This is a genomic window from Methylophilus sp. DMC14, assembly GCF_056314085.1.
The window spans coordinates 731,057-756,349 of sequence record NZ_JBQUZA010000001.1 but is presented as its reverse complement, the minus strand read 5'-3'; the positions used below and the strand labels follow the sequence as shown (position 1 = coordinate 756,349).

22 protein-coding genes are annotated in these 25,293 nt (G+C 53.4%); 5 read left to right on the top strand and 17 right to left on the bottom strand.

The window, feature by feature from the left end:
• Positions 1-8: 8 nt before the first annotated feature.
• Positions 9-431 (bottom strand): group I truncated hemoglobin, encoded by a 423-nt coding sequence (locus tag ACT53C_RS03720; protein ID WP_338655975.1) that lies wholly within the window; start codon positions 429-431, stop codon positions 9-11.
• A gap of 207 nt (positions 432-638) precedes the next feature.
• On the opposite strand from ACT53C_RS03720, the gene ACT53C_RS03715 reads away from it, so the two are divergent.
• Positions 639-1,460: a DUF3034 family protein gene (locus ACT53C_RS03715; RefSeq protein WP_445242002.1), complete on the top strand. Its 822-nt coding sequence runs from the start codon at positions 639-641 to the stop codon at positions 1,458-1,460.
• A 16-nt stretch (positions 1,461-1,476) separates the two neighbouring features.
• On the opposite strand, the gene ACT53C_RS03710 is transcribed toward ACT53C_RS03715, so the two are convergent.
• From ACT53C_RS03710 to ACT53C_RS03670, 9 genes are all read right to left on the bottom strand, one after another.
• Positions 1,477-2,220 (bottom strand): hypothetical protein, encoded by a 744-nt coding sequence (locus tag ACT53C_RS03710; RefSeq protein ID WP_476144842.1) that lies wholly within the window; start codon positions 2,218-2,220, stop codon positions 1,477-1,479.
• A gap of 138 nt (positions 2,221-2,358) precedes the next feature.
• Complete coding sequence (gene pqqA, locus ACT53C_RS03705; RefSeq protein ID WP_081624291.1) at positions 2,359-2,430, bottom strand: pyrroloquinoline quinone precursor peptide PqqA; 72 nt, start codon at positions 2,428-2,430, stop codon at positions 2,359-2,361.
• 140 nt (positions 2,431-2,570) lie between these two features.
• Positions 2,571-4,805, bottom strand: coding sequence for a lipopolysaccharide kinase InaA family protein (locus tag ACT53C_RS03700; RefSeq protein ID WP_476144841.1), 2,235 nt, complete (start codon positions 4,803-4,805; stop codon positions 2,571-2,573).
• Positions 4,806-4,814: 9 nt separating this feature from the next.
• Entirely contained in the window at positions 4,815-6,803 is a 1,989-nt protein-coding gene (locus tag ACT53C_RS03695; protein WP_313984518.1) for an LTA synthase family protein, read from the bottom strand.
• A 91-nt stretch (positions 6,804-6,894) separates the two neighbouring features.
• Positions 6,895-7,263 carry a hypothetical protein gene (locus tag ACT53C_RS03690; RefSeq protein WP_194749066.1) on the bottom strand — a complete coding sequence of 123 codons (369 nt, stop codon included), beginning with the start codon at positions 7,261-7,263 and terminating at the stop codon, positions 6,895-6,897.
• Between the two features lie 193 nt (positions 7,264-7,456).
• Positions 7,457-9,064: a hypothetical protein gene (locus ACT53C_RS03685; RefSeq protein WP_194749067.1), complete on the bottom strand. Its 1,608-nt coding sequence runs from the start codon at positions 9,062-9,064 to the stop codon at positions 7,457-7,459.
• Position 9,065: 1 nt separating this feature from the next.
• On the bottom strand, positions 9,066-10,388 hold the full coding sequence (locus ACT53C_RS03680) for an MFS transporter (RefSeq protein ID WP_476144840.1): 1,323 nt from the start codon (positions 10,386-10,388) through the stop codon (positions 9,066-9,068).
• Positions 10,385-12,520, bottom strand: coding sequence for a bifunctional acyl-ACP--phospholipid O-acyltransferase/long-chain-fatty-acid--ACP ligase (gene aas / locus ACT53C_RS03675; RefSeq protein WP_476144839.1), 2,136 nt, complete (start codon positions 12,518-12,520; stop codon positions 10,385-10,387). The genes ACT53C_RS03680 and aas overlap by 4 nt, the downstream gene beginning before the upstream one ends.
• Positions 12,521-12,537: 17 nt before the next feature.
• Positions 12,538-12,843, bottom strand: a complete 306-nt coding sequence (locus tag ACT53C_RS03670; RefSeq protein WP_379073986.1) for an ArsR/SmtB family transcription factor — start codon at positions 12,841-12,843, stop codon at positions 12,538-12,540.
• A 161-nt stretch (positions 12,844-13,004) separates the two neighbouring features.
• Here ACT53C_RS03670 and ACT53C_RS03665 point away from each other — a divergent pair, with 161 nt between their 5' ends.
• Entirely contained in the window at positions 13,005-13,631 is a 627-nt protein-coding gene (locus ACT53C_RS03665) for a PEP-CTERM sorting domain-containing protein (RefSeq protein ID WP_476144838.1), read from the top strand.
• A gap of 22 nt (positions 13,632-13,653) precedes the next feature.
• On the opposite strand, the gene ACT53C_RS03660 is transcribed toward ACT53C_RS03665, so the two are convergent.
• The gene (locus ACT53C_RS03660; protein ID WP_313984531.1) at positions 13,654-14,412 is read right to left on the bottom strand and encodes a uroporphyrinogen-III synthase; all 759 of its coding nucleotides are present in this window, start codon (positions 14,410-14,412) and stop codon (positions 13,654-13,656) included.
• Complete coding sequence (hemC, locus tag ACT53C_RS03655) at positions 14,409-15,344, bottom strand: hydroxymethylbilane synthase (RefSeq protein WP_476144939.1); 936 nt, start codon at positions 15,342-15,344, stop codon at positions 14,409-14,411. The genes ACT53C_RS03660 and hemC overlap by 4 nt, the downstream gene beginning before the upstream one ends.
• A 201-nt stretch (positions 15,345-15,545) precedes the next feature.
• On the opposite strand from hemC, the gene ACT53C_RS03650 reads away from it, so the two are divergent.
• Positions 15,546-16,217: a mechanosensitive ion channel family protein gene (locus tag ACT53C_RS03650; protein WP_194749073.1), complete on the top strand. Its 672-nt coding sequence runs from the start codon at positions 15,546-15,548 to the stop codon at positions 16,215-16,217.
• 18 nt (positions 16,218-16,235) lie between these two features.
• On the opposite strand, the gene ACT53C_RS03645 is transcribed toward ACT53C_RS03650, so the two are convergent.
• Both ACT53C_RS03645 and ACT53C_RS03640 read right to left on the bottom strand, forming a co-directional pair.
• Positions 16,236-16,982, bottom strand: a complete 747-nt coding sequence (locus tag ACT53C_RS03645) for a LytR/AlgR family response regulator transcription factor (protein ID WP_476144837.1) — start codon at positions 16,980-16,982, stop codon at positions 16,236-16,238.
• Complete coding sequence (locus ACT53C_RS03640) at positions 16,975-17,994, bottom strand: sensor histidine kinase (RefSeq protein WP_476144836.1); 1,020 nt, start codon at positions 17,992-17,994, stop codon at positions 16,975-16,977. Before ACT53C_RS03640 ends, ACT53C_RS03645 begins: the two co-directional genes overlap by 8 nt.
• Positions 17,995-18,084: 90 nt before the next feature.
• On the opposite strand from ACT53C_RS03640, the gene argH reads away from it, so the two are divergent.
• Positions 18,085-19,503, top strand: coding sequence for an argininosuccinate lyase (gene argH, locus ACT53C_RS03635; protein WP_476144835.1), 1,419 nt, complete (start codon positions 18,085-18,087; stop codon positions 19,501-19,503).
• Between the two features lie 62 nt (positions 19,504-19,565).
• Positions 19,566-20,237 carry a hypothetical protein gene (locus ACT53C_RS03630; protein WP_476144937.1) on the top strand — a complete coding sequence of 224 codons (672 nt, stop codon included), beginning with the start codon at positions 19,566-19,568 and terminating at the stop codon, positions 20,235-20,237.
• 588 nt (positions 20,238-20,825) lie between these two features.
• On the opposite strand, the gene hemW is transcribed toward ACT53C_RS03630, so the two are convergent.
• From hemW to ACT53C_RS03615, 3 genes are read right to left on the bottom strand one after another with little or no spacing between them, the layout of a single operon-like run.
• A complete protein-coding gene (gene hemW, locus ACT53C_RS03625; protein ID WP_476144834.1) occupies positions 20,826-22,034 on the bottom strand; it encodes a radical SAM family heme chaperone HemW in 1,209 nt (402 codons plus the stop codon).
• A 38-nt stretch (positions 22,035-22,072) separates the two neighbouring features.
• Complete coding sequence (locus ACT53C_RS03620; RefSeq protein WP_476144833.1) at positions 22,073-24,586, bottom strand: ABC transporter permease; 2,514 nt, start codon at positions 24,584-24,586, stop codon at positions 22,073-22,075.
• Entirely contained in the window at positions 24,586-25,293 is a 708-nt protein-coding gene (locus ACT53C_RS03615) for an ABC transporter ATP-binding protein (protein ID WP_476144832.1), read from the bottom strand. The genes ACT53C_RS03620 and ACT53C_RS03615 overlap by 1 nt, the downstream gene beginning before the upstream one ends.

The following is a 25,293-nucleotide window of genomic DNA, read 5'->3' as shown; positions in this document are numbered from 1 at the left end:
TTGCAAGCTTAATCACTGACCACGTCCCGCTTCATGGGCGCCAGTATCTTCAACAGCTCATTCTTTTCTTTGGTGCCTACGCCATTGATATCCATGCGCTCCCGCAATACCTCAACCATAATTTCGAATTCTGCCATGGTGATATGGGCATCGGCATGCGCATTTTTCATGGTCTCGCCCTCATACTCACATTGCCCGCCAGTTTTAACACATAAAAAATTGGTCAGACTCTGTTTAAGCGTGACCATTTTCACCCCTTCAAATGAGCGGGCTGCACGTGGATCCTTGCTGACAATATCCAAAGTTTGATTCGACAAGCGGCTCAGCATCGGCAGGCCACCGATACGGCTGAACAAGCTTGCATCAGGCTTGGGCTGGGCGGTACACCCCGCCATGCACAGCAACAAGCCAATCCAGATCAACCTTCGCATTTCTTCCTCCGTTAAATTGCCACACTATCAGCATATTACGTGAGCTTAAAAAGTTTGAAACGATGAAAAAGCCAATCAAATCAATCGCTATTTTCGCAATGATTCTTATCGCGAAAACGAGATAATGATGCTATTCGATCAAATTTTGAAAGCGTTACCATGCATTCTTCTCCCCTTCTGATCGGCTGCATTGCAGTGGCAACAGCAATGACCTTGCCTATCGTAGCCAACGCAGGCGATCGCCTGTTAGCGACCGGTGGCGTCACCCAGATTGAGGGGGCGGCAGGCGGTGGCTTGATGCCTTGGGCTGTGATTAGCGGTTATGGCACAGACAAACAAATTGGCGGCTCGGCGTTTTATACGCATGCACAAACCAAGGGCGACTTTAAATTAAATACCTCTGGGATCGCGATTGGTGCTTTCAATCGCATCGAACTCAGTGCCAGCCAGGCGCGGTTCGGCTTGAGCGATACGGTGCCTGGCGAGGAAGTCCGTCTGAACACATTAGGCATAAAATTACGCCTGATAGGCGACGCCGTCTATGAACAGGACAGCTGGCTGCCACAAATCTCGGTGGGGGCCCAATACAAATATAACGAGGACTACCACTTTGTGCCCAAGGCGCTGGGCGCCAAAGATCGCGATGGCATTGATTATTATGTGGCCACCAGCAAGTTATTTTTGGGTGCGATTAATGGCTACAACTTGCTCATCAATGCCAATCTGCATGCCAGTAAAGCCAACCAGTTTGGCCTCTTGGGATTTGGCGGTGACCGGCATGACCGCTATCGTATCCTGCCAGCCGCCTCGGCAGCGATCATGCTTTCGGATAACTGGCTCATCGGCACTGAATATCGCGGAAAACCAAATAACCTGTCGGTATACAAAGAAAACAGTGCGCACGATATTTTCATGACCTGGTTTCCGCACCGCAACGTGTCTATCACTGGCGCCTATATTGATTTGGGCAGAATCGCCAACAAGGACGACCAGACCGGTTGGTACTTCTCAGGCCAGTTAAATTACTAAGTGAACCCACAAGTCATTATTTGAGCGTCTGCAGACCGCAAGTCGCCTGCAAGGCTTTGTCCAGTTGCTTGTAAGCCGCACCATTGCCGGTCGCAAAAGCATATGGATTGGTCAAAAGATAGTGGTTGTAACGCACTTGCCGGTAACTATACTTTTGCGCAAGACCGAGTGCATAGCAGTCGCAGGCCTGCGTCATATCGTCGGCATGGTAGCGCTGCTGGCAAGTCTGCTTCAGTGCCTGCTGATCCGCACCCGTCCAGGGCTTGGGCGTGGATACTGCATCGGCCCTGGCCTGGGTCAACATCGCATACATGAGTTCCACGCTGGCGCGCAATTTACCCAGTGGCGCAGTCTGCAAGGTATCGCGATGCAGCGGCTGCAAGCTGGCCGCATCTAGACTAAAATCAGCCTGATTGTCTGTCGTCTCAGGCACTTGATAGCCTTGTGCAGCCAACATGATTTGCTTGGCCGGATCGGCTTGCAACAAGGCGTGTGCTTCGGCGAGGTCTGCCGCTGGCAGTTGCAACTGCCAGTGGATCTGACAAGGTTGCGTCGTGGTGACGGACATGCTGCCACTGACCTGCTGATCAGCCACTGCATCCGCAAATGCAGGTGGGATACGCTGCAGCATGTATTGCATTTCCTTGTCTGCCAGACTTTTTAAAGACTGCTCATCCAGGCAGGCAATGACGGTGGCATGGACCATCCATAACACCAGGGCGGAGCTGATTTGAGTCAGGCATTTCGTAAGGCCAAGCATAGTGAATTCTCTCAAATGATTCTGGCATTTGAGCAGGCTTGACCAGAAAAGTTTTGTGCGGCATCTTTTATCAAGATAACAGAGTAGCCGGAAATGAAAACGGGCGCTAAAGCGCCCGTTCATGCCATCAGGAACAAATTATTTGTTCATAACGTACATAGTTACTTCAAAGCCGAAACGCATTTCGGTAGCAGCTGGTTTAGTCCACATAGTCATTTCTCCTTTATCCTAAATTCGTCTTAGCAGTTGCTATCAACGTGTGACCATATTAAAACTAGGCTAAAAGATTGTCGTGATTAAACTGCGCAACATGCGTTCATGATTTTCATGAGTATCGCCTGATATACCCCTTAATCCGCCCGCGACTTGATCTGGCGCAACAATTTGCTGATGCCTTTGCGGCCGATGGTGCGCTTGAGGCTCACCTTGAAGTCATAGACGTAAAACGGCCATAAAAACTGCCAGCTCAGGCGGCGACCGCTCATGCCGAGATATATTTGCAAAAACTGCTTGCGGCCTTCCCAATGCAGTTTGTTCAAGGCGCGCGTCAAGTCGGCCAGACGATTTGACATCGGCGTCGCTCTCGGCGTCGCATGCAAGCGGGCGGTGTCTATCAGCACAAACTGTAACTGATCCCCTTCACGCTGCACCAGAATATTACCCCCGGAAAAGTCGCGGAAATAAATCCCCGAATGGTGCATATGCAGGCAAAACCGGGCAAAGGCCTGATACAAATGCTCGGCAGTCAGGCCCTCGTATTCGGTCGCGCCCTCGCGAAAAGCCAAAAACGCCTTGGAAATGGCAAACTGATGCGGCACAAAATCACAGATATAAAAATTGCGGCGCAACGTGGTGTCATGCGTATGCTCGATGAATGCGACAGGCATGGCAGTACCCACGCCTCGCCGCAACAATTCCATCGCCCCGTTCCAGCTGCGCTTGGCTTTGCTGGGTTTAAATCTGTCCAGTAGCGTTTTATGCCAATACATGCGCACCGGTTTTTTCACAGTCACTTGCTGACCGGGAGTTCTCGGATCAGGCAAGGACCAAATCGCATTTCTGGCATGGCGCAACGCCTGCTGTTTGGCAGGCGGAGTCAGCGTTTCCGGATGCCAAGCCTGCCATAATTGTCTGGCTTCTTCGGCATCCTTGGCAAGAATCAAGCCGCGCCAATCGCCTTCATGTACCGGAAAATACTGCTTGCCGCCTATATGCGCATGAATCACCGTGCCACTCAAGGCAGGTTGCGCCGTGCGTAGTAACATCTGGTCCGGCTCTGGCCACACCAGATACAGCGGTGACTCGGTCACTAATTGCCGGTCTGGTACCGGTTGGCCGTCACGGTCAAAAATTTGCGCGAGCTGCAAACAATGCGGGGAATAGACTTGGTCGAGCACTGCACATTGACCGTTGACGGTCCAGGCGATATGCACGGTTTTCCTATGCTGCTGTAATTCGTGGATTTCGAGTCCATGGCCGGTACTCACAGGCGCAATATAGTGCGCCCCGTTCAGCCAGTCGCATGCCGTTTTAAATGCCGCAAAACTGGGTCTGTGCAGATAGTGTTCGCGCTGGCCATCGGCCGATTTGTAATAGGCGACGCGCTCCAGTGCCGGATACTCTGCATCCTTGAGGCCATCATCAATCAAGCCTTCACGGTGACAAATGAGGGCGCCCCAGTTTGCGTGCTGCAAAGCGCCAGAGGCGGCCAACAAAGTAAAGTAGCGTGCCACGTAATCGGCCTGTTTTTGCGCGCCATCCGGCAAGTGGCGTTTGATGCGGTAAATCGCCCAGAAGGCCACCGGCGACACCAGCGCAGGCACACCAAAATCTTCCCCCACTTTTTGCAACAAACGGGCTTTTTTGATCAGGTTAAACTTGAGGTGTCGGGTCCACTGATATTTGAAAATACGCTCATCGGACAGCTCGGGCTCAATCACGCGTTCCACAAACAGGTTGTTGCTGTGCACATCGGGCAAGCGCCGGGTCTGAGCCAGCGTTTTCAGCAGACTGACGTTATACAGCGGCTCAAAATCCTGCACATTCGGGCCCACCACCCGCACCTGATATTGTCTGGCCAGATCGTAAGCCAGCTGCCAGGCTAACATAAAGCCAGGCATGTCATAGCCCGCCCATTTTTTGCGGTTGACCGTGTTACCAATCTCCAGCGCCGCAATGCGTCCCGCATAGGCTTGCAATAGCTCAGACACAAAAGTTGCCCACGCTTGCTGCACACTGGCGTCGCGCATATTTCTTGCCGCGGCAAATGGCTGCACCACATGCAAGGTCACCGAGAGGCCAGCCGCTAACAAACGGCGCAAAAAACGCTCTTGATGGGGGCGTGCATCATCATCGCTGATATCCAGCCGTACCCTGGTCACACCCAGCATCTGCAATTGCGTCAAGACGTAATCATCTGTGGCAGGATCCTGATTACTCGCGACACAGATCCCGATAAAGTCGTCAGGGATGGCATGGTCGAGTTTTGGTAAGTGGCTGTGTTTGAGCCAGAAACCACCTGTGGCCAGATATTTCAAGCCATCAAGAATGACCTGTCGGGTCAGCATGGAGGGTTGTTTTTTCAAAGTCAGCCCTTACTCTGGCAAGCGATAACGCTGCTCTTGATACAACAAGGCAGGCAACAGGCTGTTAGCTAGGGCGCGTTCAGCCAATGCCGCGGCATCCGCTGGCGGTGCGGTATTCTGCAACTGCTTACTGAGTGGATTGTAGTGACCAAAGGCAGGCGCCTTGCCCTCACGCAACACCACCACTTCGTTATCTGCGACCGTTGGGCCAGTTTGCTGCATCCAGCCAAAGTTGTAGTTGTACTGCATCATGGCGCGACCACGATAGTCAGCGCTCACATTGGACAAATCATGCCCGGTCATCGGATGCTTGGCGTCTATGCCCATCAGTGACAGCACGGTCACCGGCAGGTCAATCTGGCTGGCAATTGCTTCAACCGTTTTGGGCTGCACCGCCCCGCCCAGAATCAACGCCGGGATATGAAAGTGTTCGATCGGCACCAGCGAATCGCCGCGCACGCGAATGTCATGGTCGGCCACAATCAAAAACACGGTATCGTTCCAATAAGGGCTGGCTTTGGCCTTTTTAAAGAACTCGCCGATGGCATAGTCTGCATATTTCACTGCATTGTTGTCAGTCGCCTTAGGCTGCTCATACAGCTCGATACGCCCGTCCGGGAACTCAAAGGGCGCGTGGTTAGACGAGCTGAACGCAAGTGTAAAAAACGGCTTGCCGCTGGCGTGGTGTGCCATCAGCTGCTCATGCGTTTTGTTGAGCAAATCTTCGTCAGAAGCCCCCCAGCTGGCAACAAACACCGGATTGATGAAATCTGGTTGGTCCGTGATCTGCTGAAAACCATTGCCCATAAAAAAACTGCGCATATTGTCAAAATGGGATTCCCCCCCGTAAATAAACTCGGTCAGGTAACCACGTTTGGACAATAGCGAAGCCAGCGTAAAAAAGTTCTTCTGGCTCAAGTCCAGCTTGACGGTACTGTCTGACGGCGTCGGCTGAAAACCGGTAACGACCGCCTCAATCCCGCGCACCGAGCGTGTCCCGGTCGCATACAGATGCGTAAACCAGATGCCCTCAGCTTTGAGCTTTTCCAGATTTGGCGTCACCGGCTTGCCGCCCAGAGATTCGACAAAGCCTGCGCCCAGACTCTCTTGCAGCAAAATCACCAGGTTCAATGGTTTGTCTCGCTGCACACTGGGTGTCAGCGTGGTCAGGGTCGGGATATCGGTATCTTGCGCACCGGTCAAGGCAAAGATTTTTTCGCGCGGCAGTTTGCCGTAAATGGCACTGGATTTTGCCTCATGCTGCAAACTGTAGGCGGCATAAAATACCGAATAGCTTGAGTTTAAAATCAGGCTGTTGACCATGCTGTCCTGGGTAATGGCAAACAAGGCCGGATTGGCCGGGCGGTGGCCCAGGCTAGAGCGGATGCCGAAAATCGTCAACACCAGCAATAATGGCCAGACCAGCCATACCGCCAGATTATTCCATTTAGGCTCGGCTTGACGCCAGGGTTTCAATAAACGCGCAACCAGTGCAACCGCCACCAAGCTCATGGCCAAGCCAAAAAACAGTTCGACTTTAAAGCCTTGCCACAACATGCCAAACACTTCATGCGGATACTTGAGATATTCGACAAAGATGCGGTTGGGGCGGACATCATACTCAAGAATAAATCCTGGCGTGGCCGCCTCTAAAAACACCAACAACACCAATGAGAGCAACACCCACCAAAAGGTGAATCGGCGCCAAAACTTGAACAGGCCACGGGTCGCCAGCACCGGCGACACTAACACCGGGATCAAGGCCAGCAAACCAAGCTGAATGACATCCACACGCACGCCCTGCAACAAGATCTGACAAAGTTCACCGGTCGCCTGTACGCGCTCCCACTTCCAGATCACCAGCCCCAGGCGCGTGAGAGAAAGCAAGACCAGCCCACTGATAAACATGACAATCAGCGGCGCATAAGGGCCAAACCAGTGGGCAAATCTCCACAGTTTTGAAGACGGGCGAGGCGTGCCGAAATAGATAGGTTGCATAAAGGCTTAATCTGTTTGAATCAAGCTTGGAATTATAACGGGTTATCTCGTTTATGGCCCTACCGGCAAGCATCCGCCTGCAGATGTGCGATTAAAAGGATTTTTTACGTAAATCGAGGTAGACCATCGACAGCAAAGCGACCGGGATCACAAAGCCCACCAGCAAAGGCACCAAATCCACCAGCATATCCACCATACCGGTCTGGCTGGTGAACAGGCTCCAGCCTTTAGCCAACAAAGGTACGACCGTGAATAACAGCGTGGGAATCAGAAACCAGACGGTGCTGCTTGCCCCGCGTTTGGCCAAACGCGCACAAAAAAATGTGACCAGCGCCACAATAATGGCAGCCCCGGCACCCCAGATAGCCCCGGCAACGATCGTAATCCAGGTCCCTACCTGATACAGCAATAAACAAATGATGGCGGTTAGTATCAGCTTGCGGTTCATCGCAACTTGCATGTCACACTCCTCTGAATGAATGGCTTGTTTTAATGATAAGTGTGACAACAGAGGCGTTAAAAGTTGCAAACAGCCCTGCGTGTTTGAGTACGCTGATCCTGAAAGCCAGCGTCGGCTCCACCGGGAATTCAAGTTCGCCAGCCAGGCCCATGGCCTATACACGCATTAGCCAGGCCAGCTGCCCTTGGATGCCTTAACGTTTTCTGTGTTTTAGCCATCTCACCATCTGCATGCCCAACAGCACCAAGACCCCGATCACACTAAGCAAACATAGGATTGCAGGCAATGGAATCAGACTCACAGCTTGCGGCTGACGCGCAAGCCCCTCTTTTAAAGACGCCGGCAACCGGTTTGGCGTCACTGGAATCACTTTCCATTGGCTACGATCCGCTGGCGCTTGTTGCAGATACTGGGCAAAGCTATATACAGGCGCGAGACCAAACTCACGGCTGGATGGAATTTGCGGAATACGTACAAAGTAAATCGCTTCAAGCTGATCGGCCAGAGGCGCCATACGAGGTGAAGTTAATGTGGACCGGTCACCAGTTTGAGCCATATTGAGCAGGTCATGCCCGATGGCGTCAAATGCTACCGCAGGAAACAGCCGAGTCATTTCAGTATTCAGGTAATCATAAATGGCACGGCCTTTTTGCAGACTCTGCTGCGTGGCAGCCACATACCAGTAAGCGGCACTGGCCTTGAGCAGGCTCTCGACTCCACGCCGGGGCACTTGCCAGCCCAGTTGGCGTAAAGTATCTATGCTGATGCCAGCACAGTTATCCCTGGCGTGATCATATACAAAGTCATTGTGGTAAAAATGCTGCATGACCCGGTTATTCAATGCCTGAACTTGCTGGGGAATCGTCGTCTGACTGAACACCGCCACCAGCATATAGGATGGCCGGTAAAATGCCTGCCCACTATTGAGGTCGCCCATGTATTTATCGAAAGGCGTGACCCCGGCAATGACGCCCTTTTCACTATTGATGGCCAGGTTATAGTAGTTATTGACCAGCCAGTTTGCATATTCGCCTTGCGCACCGACGATCCCGGTAGCCAGGGCAAAGTGACCGCCATGGGCCTCATCATCATCGCCCTGGGCACCATTGAGCAAAATGCCGACGGCTGTTTTGCCTGACGACTGTTGCGCCAGGCCTGGTGACCTCTCCCATAACAGCCGGCTTTGATAGGGGCTGCGGGCACCCCCGTTGGCAAACTGTACCAGGGATTGCAAGGTTTCATCCTTTTGCAACGGTTGCGGGTCAGCGGTTAAATCAAGCTTAAACGCATGTGGCCATACGGTGCGCGCCGTCAAGGTCTCGCCCTCTAACTCGCCGCGTATCCACAGTTTGGACTGGCTGAAATAAGCACTCGTATCCGCATTCCAGTAAGATCGGTTACTGGCAAGTTTGGGCACCAATTTAAAATGGAAGCGCTCGCCTGTTGCGGTTGAGACCGAACTGCCTGCAGCGGTTAACGTCATTTCTGACCAGCGTTGAGTTGCGCCGGTCCAGACCAGTGACGGTAAAGCCACAGGATTGAGTGCCGCACTATCCTCGACTCCACGCATCTGGGTGTCGATGCGTGTTACTGGCTCGCCATCAGCCGGGACAGAAAACGTCTCATGGCGGAAATACCATAAGGTTTGCGGCAACGTCTGGCAGTGCTGGCAAGCCCCCCGCATCGTTTGAAATTGCGTGTTGGCATAGGGTCCTAATTTATCCACTTCGGACTCCGCATGAACAAACGACGACATCAAGCCGATGCCGAATCCAAATCCGACCCCAACCATACGCCGCATGCTATCGCCCCCAAACACGCAAGTAATTGCACACACTGACCCAATATTCCGGCTGGCGCCAGCACAAATAAATTGCCACCAGCACATTGAGCATGGCCGTGATACCAAACAACTGCGGGATGCTGACACCCATGCCAAACAGCAAGACTGAAAATCCGGCAGAGAGCACCATAAACAGTGCATTCATGATGTTGTTAGACGCAATCACACGGGATTGATAGCCTGGTTGCGCGCGACTCTGTAGCAACACGTACAAGGGCACAATATACAAACCGCCACAAATGCCGAGCAAGGCCACATCCAGCAACATGCGCTCATCGCTCCAGCCAGGCAAGCGATGCAAAGTCAGGCCCGGATGTGCCAATAACTGTTGCTGGATATCACCAGTCACCTGGGCAAAATCCCAGGCAAACACAGACATGCCAGCCGCCCCCAGCATGACTAAGCCTAGCTCCTGTTTGCCTTTGGAGAGCTTTTCACACCAGACAGAACCGACGCCTACCCCCACCGAAAAGATCGATAACAGACTGATAAAGTCACGCTCCGTGCCCTGCAATACATGCTTGGCCAGGTTGGGAAATTGCGCCAGCAAGGTCGCGCCAAAAAACCAGAACCAGGAGATCGCAACAATCGCGACCCACAACGTTTGCTGCGCCCAAAAGGTCCGTACGTTCTTGATGGTCTCGGTCACGAGGTTCCAGTTCACCTGGATCTCGGGCACCGGTGGCGGAGAAAGCGGAATGCTGCGGCTCAAGTGATAGCCAGAAATCGCAATCAACAGCACACTCAAGCTGGTGAACAAGGCATGTTGCTCCAAACTGCCTAACCATGCCCCCAATACCTGCCCCAGCAAAATGGCGACAAAACTGCCCATCTCGACCAGGCCATTGCCCGCGGTCAACTCGTTCACTTGCAAATGTTGCGGCAGGTAGGAATATTTCACTGGACCAAACAAGGTTGAATGTACCCCCATTAAAAACAGGGCCAGGGCCAGCATCACCAGGCTGCTGCTTAAAAAGCCGATGCCCGCAAACAGCATGATGCCAATCTCCAATAGTTTTACCCAGCGAATCAACTGCGACTTTTCGTATTTATCCGCCAATTGCCCGGCCGACGCCGAAAACAGGAAAAACGGCAGAATAAACAGGCCGGGCAACAAAGTCGCCAGCATCTTGCCATCCAGGGTGGTCAGGCTGGCCGTATTAAACGCCACCTGGGTAATCAATGCGGTTTTAAACACATTGTCATTAAACGCCCCCAGACCCTGCGTCCAGAAAAAAGGGCCAAACCGTTGCTGGCTTAGTAATTGGAAAGGACTCTTCATGCCGCTTTTTCCGCCATTTGTTTGAGGGTGACGTAGTCAGTTTTACCCGTACCCAATACCGGAATCTGCTCCACCACCACCAATTTACGGGCAATGGCGATTTCTGGGGAGCCAAGGTTTTTCGCCACAATCTGCAAATCCTCACGCTTGAGTCTGGCATCGGTGGTGAACAGCACGATATTCTCGCCACGGCTGGCATCGGCGACTGTCGTCGCGGCATGCTGATGCTCGGGTGCGGCGGTATGGGCGATTTTCTCGACGACTTCGAGCGAGACCATTTCACCGGCCACTTTGGCAAAGCGTTTCACCCGGCCCTTGATGTGGATAAACCCCTCGGTATCGACCTCTACCACATCGCCGGTTTCATACCAGCCATCCTTGGGCGAAACCAGGACGCCAGGCTGGTCATACAGATAGTAGCCCTGCATGATGTTGTCGCCCTTTACATAGAGCAAGCCGCCTTTGTCGATGCCTGGCACCGGCTCCAAACGGTATTCGATTCCCGGGAAAAACTGGCCTACCGTGCCATGGCGGTTCGCCATGGGCGTATTTGCCGCGAGTACTGGGGCACATTCGGTCGTGCCATAGCCTTCGAGGATGCGGATGCCAAATTTTTCGTGATAGATTTTGCGCACTTCTTCATTGAGTTTTTCAGCCCCGGCAAACACCACGCGCAATTTGTAAAAATCATAGGGGTGCGCAAACTTCGCATAGTTGCCCAGAAAGGTGCTGGTAGAGAAAAACACGGTGCAGCCCTTGTCATAAATCACTTCCGGGATCAATTTATATTGCAAGGGCGACGGGAACAGCAAAATCGGGATGCCATTCAGGAAAGGCAACAAGGTGCCGGTAAAGCCAAAGGCATGAAACAGTGGCAATGCCATCATGAATTTATCAGTAGGATTGAAATCCAGCATGGCCAGAATCTGGTGCGTATTCGCCACAATACTTTTATGGTTATGCACCACGCCTTTGGGCTTGCCCTCGGAGCCGGAAGTAAACAGGATGACTGCGGTGTCGTTTTCTGTCGCGGGCTCCATGGCGGCACGCGGATAATGCAAGGCATAGCCCATGAGCCAGGCGCGATCCAGCATGCCAAACTGGGCACGCAAGTCTTCAAGATACACAATATTCAGATCACGCATTTTGGCGATGGTGTCTTCAAGCTTGGCGGCTTCAATAAACTTGCGCGAACTGATAATGGTGCGGACATTGGCGGCAATACAGGCGTTACGCATGCCCTCTGCCCCTGCGGTGTAATTGAGCATGGCCGGGACACGTCTAAACGCGGTCATCCCTAATAGCAAAGCCAGCGTATTGGTGATATTCGGCATCAGCACGCCAACCGCCTCATCCCGCTGACTGACTTTGGTGGCAATGCGGCCCAGCGCCAGGCTGCGTTTGAGCACTTCCTGATACGTCTCTTCGATCTGGTTCATGTCTTCGATGATGCGCGTTTTGGCACCATATTTATCCATGGCATCCAGCATGGCTTCAAACAGGGTGGTGCTGCGCTGCGTCTTGAACAGCATGTGCTGCATGATATTGCGCATGGCTTCACCAGCTATGCGGCGGCGCTGCTTGGCCGTCAACGGCGCGTGATGCCCGTGCGGCTCAATCTGAATCTGGGTGGGCGGTAAAATGGTCAAGGTGACTTTAGGCAACAGCTTGCGTGGATGCGCATCTGACAAGCGGCCAAAATATGACTGCGCCGCCCCCTCTACCCTCACGGGCAAAATCTTGACGCCGGTTTTTGCCGCGACAAAACCAGGGCCGTCATACACCTTCATCAAGGCCCCCGTCAGCGTGATGCGGCCTTCAGGAAAAATCACCACATTTTCACCGGCATTCAGCCGCTGAATGACTTTTTTCATCGCCAGCGGGCTGGCAGGGTCCACCGACAAATGCGGTGTCATCTTGAGCCATAGCCGGAAGAAAAAGTGCTTTAGAACCCCGGTATGCACGACAAAAGTGGCCCGCTTGGGTAGAAACAGGCCAAGCAACAGGCCGTCCAGAAAAGATTCGTGGTTGGCAATAATCAACAACCGGTCTTCGTTTGGTACATTTGCCAGGCCGGTAACACGCACCCTGAACAATAAACGACAGACACCCCTTAATAAACTGACTAGCATATTCACTTCCTACCCTTTTATATTTCGTTTTTTATATAGTCCAGCACATTTCCCAGTGCTTGTTGCATGAACGCTTTATTGACCCAGAAAAAGACTTCGCGCCCGATTTTTTCACTCTGTAACGCGCCACCACGCTCCAGTACCTTGAGATGGTGGGTGACGGCTGTGCGGCTTAATTGAGAGCTTTCCACAATCTGCAGGATGGTCAACCGCTCGTTTTTTTCAAACGATAGCAAAATCCGTTGTCTGTGCGCATCCCCCAGCGCCTCAAAGAGGGCCGAAATGTCTGTCCAGGCTTCTGGAATGTGAGTGACTGTTTTCATATAACTAAATAATTAGTTATTTAGTTTATTTTGTCAAGCGCTGACCGCAAAATATTTAGTCCCCGCCCTAATCCGGTTTTCATTAAATCATCATTTACCGCAAAACAGAGGCCATTACACTATGTTAAAACATTTAAACATAAATAATTCAGGGAATAAAAATGGGACGATACGCCGCACTTTTTTCATTGATGGCAGCACTACCTGTGGCGGCGCATGCCAATACCGTGATCAACCTTGCCAGCACTAGCTGCAGTGGTGCGTTGTCGATTTCATCACTCGCTGGCGCCTCGCTCAGCTGTGCAGGCAATTTGACTCTAAATGGCGGCTGGATAAACTCTGACGACAGTATCTTTATTCGCGCAGACGGCGATTTACTGCTTGAAAACCTAAATCTGAATGCACCAGAGATTTCGTTTTCGACGATCCAAGGCGGCATTCAGGTTGCGAGCACAGTGTCCATTAAAGCTGTTCAAAACGATGGCAAAATTGGTGGGCAAGTGGTGATCAATCAAGGCCCAGTGCACCCGATCATTGACTGGAAACCTTTTGACGTGACGCTCAACCCTGGCGGCTTGATTCACTTCAACATGCCAGACGCAAGCAGCAGCGTCTTGAATAGAATTCAAGGTAATGGTCAAATCGTTATCAATGCAGGCGATGTCAAGATTACCTCTGCCACACTGACTAATAATCCAATCGCGGTTTCATCCGTCCCGGAGGCAAACACAGGCGCAATGTTATTGCTAGGGCTGGGCTTGTTAGCGTTAAGACGCAGAGCCTGTTAATCCGCCAGTGCGGAAAGGCACTTTAAGCCTGAAGATGGTTTTGCAATAACGCCAGCATGGCGCTATCCCCGGAAACACCACTGCAGTAAACCGTCAAACCCGCCGTGCTCGCCTGCTCGGCGATACGGGCGTGGTTAACAAACAACGGCGTGGCTTGCAGCCAGGCTGCATCCTGCGCCAGGTCAAGCAAAAAGCGTAAGGCTTCACTGCTGGTAACGACAATGCCATGCAGCTGGCCTAGGGCATAGGCCTGCGCCAGCACTTGTGCACTGCTTTGCGGATTGACGCGGCGGTAGCATTCGCCAAACACCACTTCGGCCCCGCGTTGTTTCAAGGTCTCGGCCAGCACTTCACGCCCGCCCACCCCGCGCACAATCAACACGCGTTGCGCTGACATTGCCTGGAAGGCCTCCAATGCCAGCAGCGACTCACTATCAAACCGGTCTTGCGGTGTCAGCACTTGTGGGATGCCAAACGCCTGCAAACTGGCGGCCGTGGTCGGGCCAATCGCGGCAAACTTGAGGCTGGGTGGGATGCCTGCCTGCTGCAGTAAAGGCATGCCATGCTGCACGGCATTGCTGCTGATAAAAATGACCCAGTCAAACTGGGCCAAGGGCGTGATGGCTTGATCAAAGCCACTGAGATCAGGCAATGCCTGAATATCCAGCAGCGGAAACGAGATCACCGCACCGCCGGCGGCCTCGATGGCGGCCGTTAGCTTGGTCGCTTGCTCGGGGGGGCGCGTGACGGCAATCCAGCGTCCGGCCAACGGCAGGGTCATTTTACGCCATCCAGCAATGCCAAAATCTTGTCTGCACCGCGCGCCACCAATTGCAGGGCCAGTTGCTGACCCAGTTTTTCAGCGTCTGCTGCGGGTCCCGTGACGGTCTCTTTCAGCATTTGCTGGCCATCCACGCTGGCGACAAATCCCTGCATGGTGATGGTGTCATTTTGCTTGGTGGCATAAGCGCCCAGCGGCACCGTGCAACTCCCCGCCAATGCGCGGCTAAAGCCACGCTCGGCCAGCACGCAAAGCTCGGTGTCGGAGTGATTAAGCGGTGCCAGAATGGTTTTCAAATCCGTCCGCGCGGCATTGATCTCAATGCCCAAGGCACCCTGACCCACTGCCGGAATGCTCTCTTGCGGAGAAATAAACTGGCGGATGCGATGACCCAATTCGAGACGGATCAATCCAGCCGCCGCCAGAATAATCGCGGCATATTGGCCTTCGTCCAGCTTGCGTAACCTGGTTTGCAGATTACCGCGCAAGGATTCAATCTTAAGCGTGGGAAAACGCGCCTGTAACTGGCTTTGTCTGCGCAAACTGGAGGTGCCCACCACACTGCCAGCGGGCAGATCTTCCAGACGGGCATAATCATTGGACACAAACGCATCGCGCGGGTCCTCGCGCTCGCCCGTTGCCACCAGCGTAAAGCCCTCTGGCAAGTGCATGGGCACATCTTTCATGCTGTGCACAGCCAAATCGGCACGGCCATCTGCCAGCGCGTTTTCAAGCTCTTTGACAAACAGGCCTTTACCGCCAATTCTCGATAACGGCGAATCCAGAATCTGATCTCCCATGGTCGTCATGCCCAAAATACTGACGTCACATTGTGGATACAAGGCCTGTAATCTGGCCTGGATGTGCTTGGCCTGCCACATGGCAAGTGCGCTTTCGCGGGAGGCAATGACCAACTTGGCGGGAGAGTTCAGTGTGCTCAAAATGAATAACCTGTGATGAAGTTAGCTGGATTAAGCTGCGCATTTTAACACGGCATGTCCAGATAGCCGCGCAAGCAGCGGAGATGAACCTTTGAGCCACAAGGGAGTCGGATTGAGTTATGCTGAGCATTCGGCAAACACCTCAAGTGGCGATAAAAGTCATGCTTTTAAACATAAAGAGGAGGACTACTCATGCAGTACCAAATCGAAATTTTTCTTTCTTCTCTCAATCAATTCTGGATCGAACTCGTACATTTTGTGCCCAAATTACTGGCGGCCATGGTGATCCTGTTTTTTGGCTGGCTGGTAGCCAAAGCAGTCCGCTTGGGCGTAAAGCGCATTCTGGAACTCTCGCATTTTGATACCTTTGCGCAAAAGTCAGGCCTGGAAGCCTTTATGCGTAGCGCCAATTACAAAGTGAGCCTGAGCGGCATTATCAGCCAGGTCGTGTATTGGCTGGTGATTCTGCTGTTTGTCATTACCGGTGCCAATTCGCTGGGTCTGAGCGAAGTGGCCGCCCTGTTAAAAGAACTGGCCAGCTATCTGCCACACATCATTGTGGCGATTTTGGTCGTGATCTTTGGGACGCTATTTGCCCGCTTTATCAATCGTCTGGTTTTTGCCTGGCTGCACAGCATCAAATTTGACCAGGCGCTAGTGATCAGCACTTCGGCCGAGTATTGCATCCAGATCCTGGCGATTTTCATCGCATTGGAGCAATTAGGCATCGGCATGCAGCTGATACATTCATTATTTGTGATTGTGTTTGGCGCGGTGTTTTTAGCGCTAGCCATCGCCTTTGGTCTGGGTGGCCGTGATTGGGCCGCAAAAGTGATAGACCAGGCGCAACAGAAGAAAAAATAGCGGCATAGGGCCACTACCTTAAGTGGCCTTAATAATGTGCTGGTGACGGCGGCTGACCATCAGGGTCTCGGGAATACCCTTAAGCAAGACCACCCAGGCTGCCTCGCCCGCCTCATCGCCCTCGGCCATGCGTTGTTTTTCAAAGCCGCTGATGGCTGCGCGTGCCACCAGTGCGTTGCGGTGTATACGGACGAACAGATCGGGATAACTTTGCTCCAACTGTGTGAGCGAGCCCTCGAGTAAATAACTTTTTTCGCGCGTGCGCACGGTGATGTATTTAAGCTCAGCGCGCAAATAAAGCACCTCGGCGATGGGCACCAGCATGATTTTGCCACGTTCGTGGATGCTTAAATGATCATGGGTTTGCTGCAAAGGCTGCAATGCTTGTGACTGCGCCGCTGGCAAAGGCTGCGCTTTGGCCAAGGCCGTTGCCAGGCGCTCACTTCGAATCGGTTTCAGCAAATAATCAATCGCATTGAGATCAAAGGCTTGCAGCGCATAATGGTCATAAGCCGTGGTAAAAATCAGTTTGGGCGGCGTTGCCAGGCCACGCAAATGCTGGGCCAGCTCAATGCCATCCATCACGGGCATGCGAATATCCACCAGCACAATCTCGGCAGCGTGTTGCTGCAACAGGGATAATGCCTCCACGCCATTGGCTGCCTCACCAACGATCTCATAACCACCGATATCCCCCACCAGGTCGCGCAAGCGCTGCCTGGCCAAGGGCTCGTCGTCTACAATCAACAGTCGCTGGCTAGCCATGTACCACCTCGGACAAGGGCCGGGTCGGGATGACGATTTCAACGATATAGCGTTGATCCGCTTCGTACTGACGCAATTGCGCCTCAAGGTCGTAATGCAAGCGCAGGCGTTCACGAATGTTCTTGAGCGCCATTTTATTGCCACTCGCCCGGTTGCTTGGCGGGGGAAGCGGGTTGCTTATCCTTAACAGCAAGCTTTTGCCGCTGGGTTTGATCTCAATATGCACCACGCCGCCTTGCGGCTGCGGCTCAATGCCATGATAAATGGCATTCTCAAGCAAAGGCTGCAAAATCAGCGGCGGAATCATCATCTCCGGTGGCACCTCAGACAATTGCCAGTCACATTGCAGCCGTTCATCCAGACGCAGTTTTTCGATATTGAGGTATTGATGACACAAGGCAATTTCTTGCGACAACGGCACCAGGTCACGGTTATCCGCCATTAGCACGCGGAATAGTTCAGCCATATCCTCCAGCGCCGTTTCAGCACGCTGCGGCTGGCTGCGGATCAATGACAAAGCTGCATTCAGGCTATTAAACAAAAAATGCGGGCGAATGCGCGCCTGCAAGGCCTGCAACCGGGCCTCGGCGATGGCGGGCGAATAGGCCCGCTGCAACAGGTCGAGGTAATACAGGCACAGCAGGACATCGGAGGCAGAGAGCAACAGCACCTGACACCATTGCGCGGCACGCAAAGGGACAATCCACACATGGTAGCCTTCCGTGGCCAATGCGGTCAGGCCAACCGCCAGCAGCACAATCCCTGCCAGGGCCGGGCGATACGCCCAGCGGCTCATCCACGGATAAGCCAGGGTCAGCGCCCCCATCACCAGCAACAATGGCGGCAGCCACTGACTACTGATCTGCGTCAGTGCGTTTACCCAGGCGCTAATACTTCCGTCCGGCTGTCCATCGTAGACCACCAGCAAGGCCAGCAAACACAAATGCAGCAACAGTACACGTAAGTGTATGCCCAGATTGCGGAAATTGGGAATGCGGCTAGTTTTACGCACAGCGTGATGTTCATTTATAATGTGGCTCCAGCATCATAAGTATTCAGCGTCTATCGCGCAAGCCAGCCTTATTGGCAGAAAGAATTTGTTTTGACCGCACCCAAACCGACAACCCAGTCTTCTTTGCATCAAAAAGACCAAGCCTGGTCCGGCCGCTTCAATGAGCCGGTGGCAGAGCTGGTCAAGCGTTATACCGCCTCGGTCGATTTTGACAAACGCCTGGCCAGGTTTGATATTGAAGGCTCGATTGCCCACGCCATCATGCTCGGCGCGCAAGGCATCATTTCGGCGCAAGATGTAGAAGAGATCAAACGCGGCCTGGGCGAAATTCTGGCGGAGATTGAAGCAGGCCAATTTGAATGGCTGCTTGATCTTGAAGACGTACACCTGAATATCGAAAAACGCCTGACCGAGAAAATCGGCGATGCTGGCAAACGCCTGCACACCGGCCGTTCACGCAATGACCAAGTTGCCACCGATGTGCGGCTGTGGTTGCGTAGCGTGGTCGATGACGCGATTGCCGGTATCCGCGCCCTGCAAACATCATTGCTAGATTTGGCCGAACAGAACGCTGCCACCATCATGCCTGGCTTTACCCATCTGCAAGTCGCGCAACCGGTGACCTTTGGCCACCACCTGATGGCCTATTTTGAAATGCTCAACCGCGATGCCGAGCGCTTTACCGATGCTCGCAAGCGGATCAACCGCCTGCCCTTGGGCGCGGCCGCACTGGCGGGCACCAGCTACCCGATCAAGCGCGAGCTGGTGGCCGAACTGCTGGGATTTGACAGCGTATGCCAGAACTCGCTCGATGCCGTGTCTGACCGCGACTTCGCGATTGAATTTAATGCCGCGGCCTCGTTGCTCATGATGCACTTGTCGCGCTTCTCCGAAGAGCTGATTCTATGGATGAGTCCAAGATTCGGCTTTATTGATATTGCCGACCGCTTCTGTACCGGCTCGTCTATCATGCCGCAGAAAAAAAACCCGGATGTGCCAGAACTGGTGCGCGGCAAAACCGGTCGCGTCTATGGCCATTTAATCGGGCTGCTGACTCTGATGAAAGGCCAGCCACTGGCCTACAACAAAGACAACCAGGAAGACAAAGAACCGCTGTTTGATGTGGCTGACACGCTGCTGGTGACCTTGCAGATTTATGCCGACATGCTGCGTGGCATTACCGTCAAGGCCGACAATATGCGCCAGGCGGCGCTGGAAGGTTTTGCCACCGCCACCGACCTCGCCGATTACCTGGTGAAAAAAGGCATGCCGTTCCGTGATGCGCACGAAGTCGTCGCGCATGCCGTCAAAGCGGGTGTGGAGTCTGGCCGCGACTTGGCCGAATTCAGCCTGTCTGAGTTACAAGCCTTCAGTACCACGATCACAGATGATGTTTTTAGTGTGCTGACCCTCGAAGGCTCCGTCGCCAGCCGCAATCACACTGGCGGCACCGCCCCAGAACAAGTGCGCCGCGCCATTGCGCAAGCCAGAGTACAGTTAGGGCGCTGATGATCCTCCGCCACCCTCACCAATGGAATCTCAGATCATACTTGGTGATGATGGCGGGCTTGATGATTGTCATCGGCGTGATGCTCCGGCTATTTAACCATCCCGTGCAAGCCGCGTTTGGCATCGCCAATCCCAAGCAAGAGCAATCCATGCTCTGGCCCTTGCTGCCCGGTGAAAGCGTCAACAGTCTCGCCGCCAAACTCTACCCGCAAAGCCCAGTCCTCCAGCAACGCTTTGTGCAGCAATCGCTCACCCTGAGCCGCAGCCGCGGCATCCTGCTCAAGGCCGACCAAGCGGCCAAGTCTGCGCAATTAATCGCCGTACCCAATGCGCAAACCCTGCATACCATCACCCACCGCATTAAAAAAGCCGATGAAGTCGATCCGCAAACCTTTGTCACACCCGGCCTGGTAATGAGTGTGCAACTCTCGCAAGGCGCACAACACCGTTCGGGTTGGCATTTGCCTCAGCTGTCGCTGCCAAGCGTGCACCTGCCAGAATTACCGGCACTTAAAGGCTATTCCTTCTCGGTGGATCATTTAACGCGCCGTGTCATGGCCGTTAAAACGCATGTGGTAGACACCTACCAGGCTAATGCGACAGCGATTGCTAACACCCCGCTCAACAAGCTTTATCAAGCACCGCAATTGGCGTTGATTGTATTGAGCGCGCTATTGTTGCTGGTATTGAGTTTGGTTTGGGGTGTTTTGGAAGAGCGACGGCCTAAGCGGTAACCTTTGCATTACATTCTTTTTCGCCTTTAGGCGACCGTTCTTTCTTATGCTTGTCCATAAGAAAGAAGGCAAAGAACAAGACACCCTAGCTTCCGCTTGTTTCCTGCGTTGCTCATCAAAATAAGCGCTCGCGAAACTCATCCTAGCGGCCTGCACACTTCGCAGGCCACCGCGGGATTCGAACAGCCGCTCGCTCCATCTTATTTTGCCTGCGCTACTCGGCGCGGCAGATAGGGGCCCGAAAACCCATGAGCACCATCGATTGTGCATTGAATAAAAAGAATTTTTTTTGTACCCTCCAAATTTCTACTATGTGAGTTTGGCGAGTCAAATCCCATTCATCACGCTGAGTAGCGGAGACAAAGTAAGAAATAAGGGAGCGACTGTCTGAGCTCCGCGGCAGCTTGCGGTATGTGCAAGCTGCTAGGGCGAGTTTCGTGACCGCTTACTTTGTTGAGCAACGCAAGGCAGCCGTTAGGCCGTGATGGCTGGGTGCCCTCTTCTTTGGTTACTTTCTGTGGGGCAAGCAACAGAAAGTAACTCGCCAAGAGGCGAAATAGATCCTTTATTAGTCAGCAAAAATTCTGACTATGGCAAAAACATCCCCAATAACTCATTCAAAAACCGCTGCCCTTTCAATGTCGGTGCTATCACCCCACTCTGCTCCGCCAACAACCCCTGTTGCTGCGCCGCCTGCAAGGTCGACTGAATAGTCCTTAATGGTAATCCCGTCCGTTGCTGAAGCAAACTAGCCTCTACGCCATCCACCAGCCTTAACGCATTCATCATAAATTCAAACGCCAGGTCCTCACGCCCAATCTGCCATTCACTATCCACCATCTGACCAGTGGCGATAGACTCGAGATACTTTTTCGGATGCTTGTGACGACTTTGGCGAATGATCTTGTCATGAAAACTGAGTTTGGAATGCGCGCCTGCGCCTATGCCCAGGTAATCGCCAAACGTCCAGTAGTTGAGGTTGTGCTGACACTGCTGACCAAGCTGGGCAAACGCGGAGGTTTCGTAATGCTGGTAGCCATTTGCAGCTAGTATTTTCTCGATTTCTTCCTGCATGGTGGCGCTGGTATCGTCGTCGGGCAAGCTCGGTGGCGTGCGGTGAAATGGTGTGTTGGGTTCCAGCGTCAGGTGATAGAACGACAGATGCGCGGGCTTGATCTGGCAGGCGGTTTCGGCATCTTTCAATGCATCCTCAAGGCTTTGTTCTGGTAGTGCATACATCACATCCAGATTAACCTTTTCAAAGGTATTCAGCGCCAACTCGGCGGCGGCCAAAGCTTGGTCGCGGTCATGAATGCGACCTAGCGCTTTGAGGTATTGCGGCTGAAAACTCTGAATGCCGAGCGACACACGATTCACCCCCGCCTGGCGGTAACCTTTGAAGTTGGCGATATCCACTGTGCCCGGGTTGGCTTCAAGTGTGACTTCAGCGCCATATTCCAGCGGCGTGAGCATACGCACATGGCTCAAAATCTTATCAATCGATTCGGCAGAGAAAATGCTGGGCGTGCCGCCGCCAAAAAACACGCTGCGGATTTTGCGGCCCCACACCAGTGGCGTGGCTTGTTCGAGGTCAGCAATCAAGGCATCCACATAAGTGGCTTCCGGGATTTCCTGCCGTGCTTCGTGCGAATTAAAGTCGCAATAAGGGCATTTGCGCACGCACCACGGGATATGGATATACAACGAAAGTGGCGGCGGATTGGAGAGTCCGCTCAGCGTGATGTCGCCTTGAAGCGGCGCATCTTTCAGGCTATTGGCAGGATAAATCGGAATCATGCGCGTATTTTAACCTGTATCCATCCAGGCACAGGGACTTAAACACTTTGCAACAAGACTCTGGGCGGCTGGTTAAACTGGTTGCGCGCCACCAGCCAGGCCGACAAGGGCACCAGCACCATCGCCGCCAGCAAGGCCTGAGTGGTCAGCCAGACGTTGAACTGATAATCCATCTCCAGCACCCGCGTCGCCAGGGCATAAGCGGCAATATTGGTAAAAATATTGGCAACGATACTGGCCAATAGGCCTATGCATAAAAACTCCACCAGCATGGCCAGCACCACCTGCTTTCTGGAAGCGCCCAGCACCCGCATCAAGGTGCTTTCGCGCACCCGCTCTTCACGAGTCGCCATCAGCGCAGCATACAACACGGCCAGGCCCGCCAGCAGGCTAAAACCAAACACGAATTCAATCGCATAGCTCATTTTGCTGATCAGGCTTTGAATCTGCTCCAGCACCGCTGCCACATTGATGATGGTTAAATTGGGGAATGTTTTGACCAGTTGATTCAGGGCGTCTTCTTTGCCCGCTGGCAGGTGAAAGCTGGTGAGGTAATTGGCGGCGTAATTATCCAGCACTTTCGGTGGCGTCACCGCGAAGAAATTCACATGCATGCTGTTCCACTCCACCTTGCGCAAACTGGTGATGGTGAGCTCTAGCTGGGTGCCGGCCACATCGTAAGACAATTTATCGCCCAGCTTTAAATTGAGTGTTTCAGCCAACCCTTGCTCTAACGACAACAGCGGTTTACCAGCATCCTCGGCGCGCCACCACTGCCCTGCCACCAGTGCGTTATCGGCCTGCATTTCTGTCGCCCAAGATAAATTAAACTCCCGCTCAGCCAGACGCTTGGCGCGGTCATCTTTATAATCCTCAATCTTGATAGGTTTGCCATTTACTGAGATCAGCCTTGCGCGCACCATAGGCAAAATATCGGCATGCTGAATAGCATGCGTACTTAATAGCGCATTGATGCCGGGAATCTGGTCGGCCTGGATATTGATGACAAAGCGATTAGGCGCATCTGCGGGTAACGAGGTCTGCCAGTTTTTCAGCAGGTCATTACGCACAAACGCCAGCAGCAAGATCGCCATCAGGCCCATGCTCAAGCCAACCACCTGGGCGATGGTCAACATCGGTCGGCGTCTTAAGCCCATGAACCCGAGCTTGATCACACCGAAATCTCGCACACTGAACGTCTGCACGAAACGCATGCCCGCATAAGCCAGCAAACCAGCCACCACGACCAATCCAAATAGCGCAGCAAATACAATCCCGGCCAGCTTGATATCCCCCGCATGCCAGAACACCAGCCCGGCCAATACCAGCAATGCGGGTAAAAACATCAGACCATGGCTGCGCACATTGCCTTCTAAATCCTGACGCAAAATACGCAGTGCAGGCACCGCCCGTAAACGCTGCAATTGCGGCCACACCACCGTCAGCAAAGTAGCAAAGCCAGTGGCGAAACCCAAGACGACGGGCATCCAGCCCGGGGCTGGCAACGTTTCGAGAAACAGGCGGCCAGCAAGTATCGCCAAGCCATATTGCGCGGCAAACCCCAACACACACCCGATCACGCTACCCACCAATGCCAACAGCAATGTCTGGTAGAGCAAAATCTGTGTAATCAGCTTTTTGGTCACGCCAAAACAGCGCATCAGCGCATACGCATCCAGGCTCTTTTGCACATAGGGGATACTCGCCAGCAACATGGCCACCATCGCCAGAATCACGCCGACCATGGAGGCAATGCCGAGGAATTGTTGCGCTTTGTTGAGCGCACTGCGCATTTCCGGGCGCGCGCTGCGGATATCGTCTACCCGTTCACCGCGGGCTAATTGCGGCTTCAGCCATTCGGCGTAGTCTTCCATAGCCTGATTTACCGCTGCGCCATCGGTATTGGCAGCCACCAGCAACTGGTATTTCACCCGGCTACCAAACTGGACTAGGCCCGTCGCAGGCACATCGGCGCTATTCATAAACAGGCGCGGCGCAATGCTGAACATATCTCCGCCCCGCGACGGTTCCTGCAATACAAAGGCCGCGACCGTAAACTGGCTGTCACCGACGCTGATCTTGTCCCCTATTTTCAGTGCAAGTTTTTGCGCCAGCCGTGGCTCAATCCACACTGCTCCGCGAGCAGGGATCTCTGTTGAAAGAGATTCTTTCGGCGCAGTCACTGACTGCCTGCTAATGCTCAACTGTCCCCGTAGCGGAAACCCCGCTTCCACCGCCTTGATCTCGGCCAGCTCACTACTGTCGTCTTTCAACACCATGCTGGAAAACTCCAGCGCCTGCGTGGTCTGGTATTGGCGCCGCTGTGCCTCGGCAAGATATTTTTCCGGGAGAACATGGTCTGAATTCACCACCAGATCCGCCCCAAGCAGCACATTGCCCTGGGTTTGCATGCTGGCTTTGATACGGTCCGTGAAAAAGCTGACTGAGGTGGTTGCCGTCACCGCCAGGATTAGCGCAAACAGCAATACGCGGATTTCACCCGAAGACCACAGGCTGCGGCACTGACGCCAGGCGATGGAGAAGGCCAGCATTAATGCGCCCCTGCCTGCGTGTCGGCTATCGTGATCTCGCTGAGCACGCCACCCTGCAAATTCAACACACGCTGGCAACGCCTTGCCAGATTCATATCATGCGTGACCAGCACCAGCGTGGTGCCGCTCTTGGCGTTTAAATCGAATAACAATTTGATAATCGCCTCACCGGTCGCCACATCCAGGTTACCGGTTGGCTCATCGGCGAATAAAATCGAAGGCTTCGCTGCAAACGCCCTGGCAATCGCCACCCGCTGCTGCTCGCCGCCCGACAACTGTTTTGGGTAATGCGTGGCCCGTGCTGCCAGACCTACACTGTCGAGTGCCGCTATCGCAATCGCCTGCGCATCCCGCTGGCCCGCCAGCTGCAAAGGCAGCATCACATTTTCCAACGCGGTCAGTGAACCCAGCAATTGGAAGGATTGAAAGACAAATCCCATGTATCTGGCACGCATCGCCGCACGGCCATCTTCATCCATCACGCCGATATCTTCACCGGCAATCAGGACTTTTCCGCTGGTTGCTGTGTCCAATCCAGCCAATAAGCCCAGCAATGTCGATTTACCCGACCCCGAGCTGCCAATAATCGCCAGCCGCTCACCCTGCGGCACGGCCAGATTCAAACCAGTCAAAATAGGGAGTGTTGTATCATTGCTAACAACCGATTTACTTAACGATACCGCTTCGACGGCATAAGGACTTTGCAT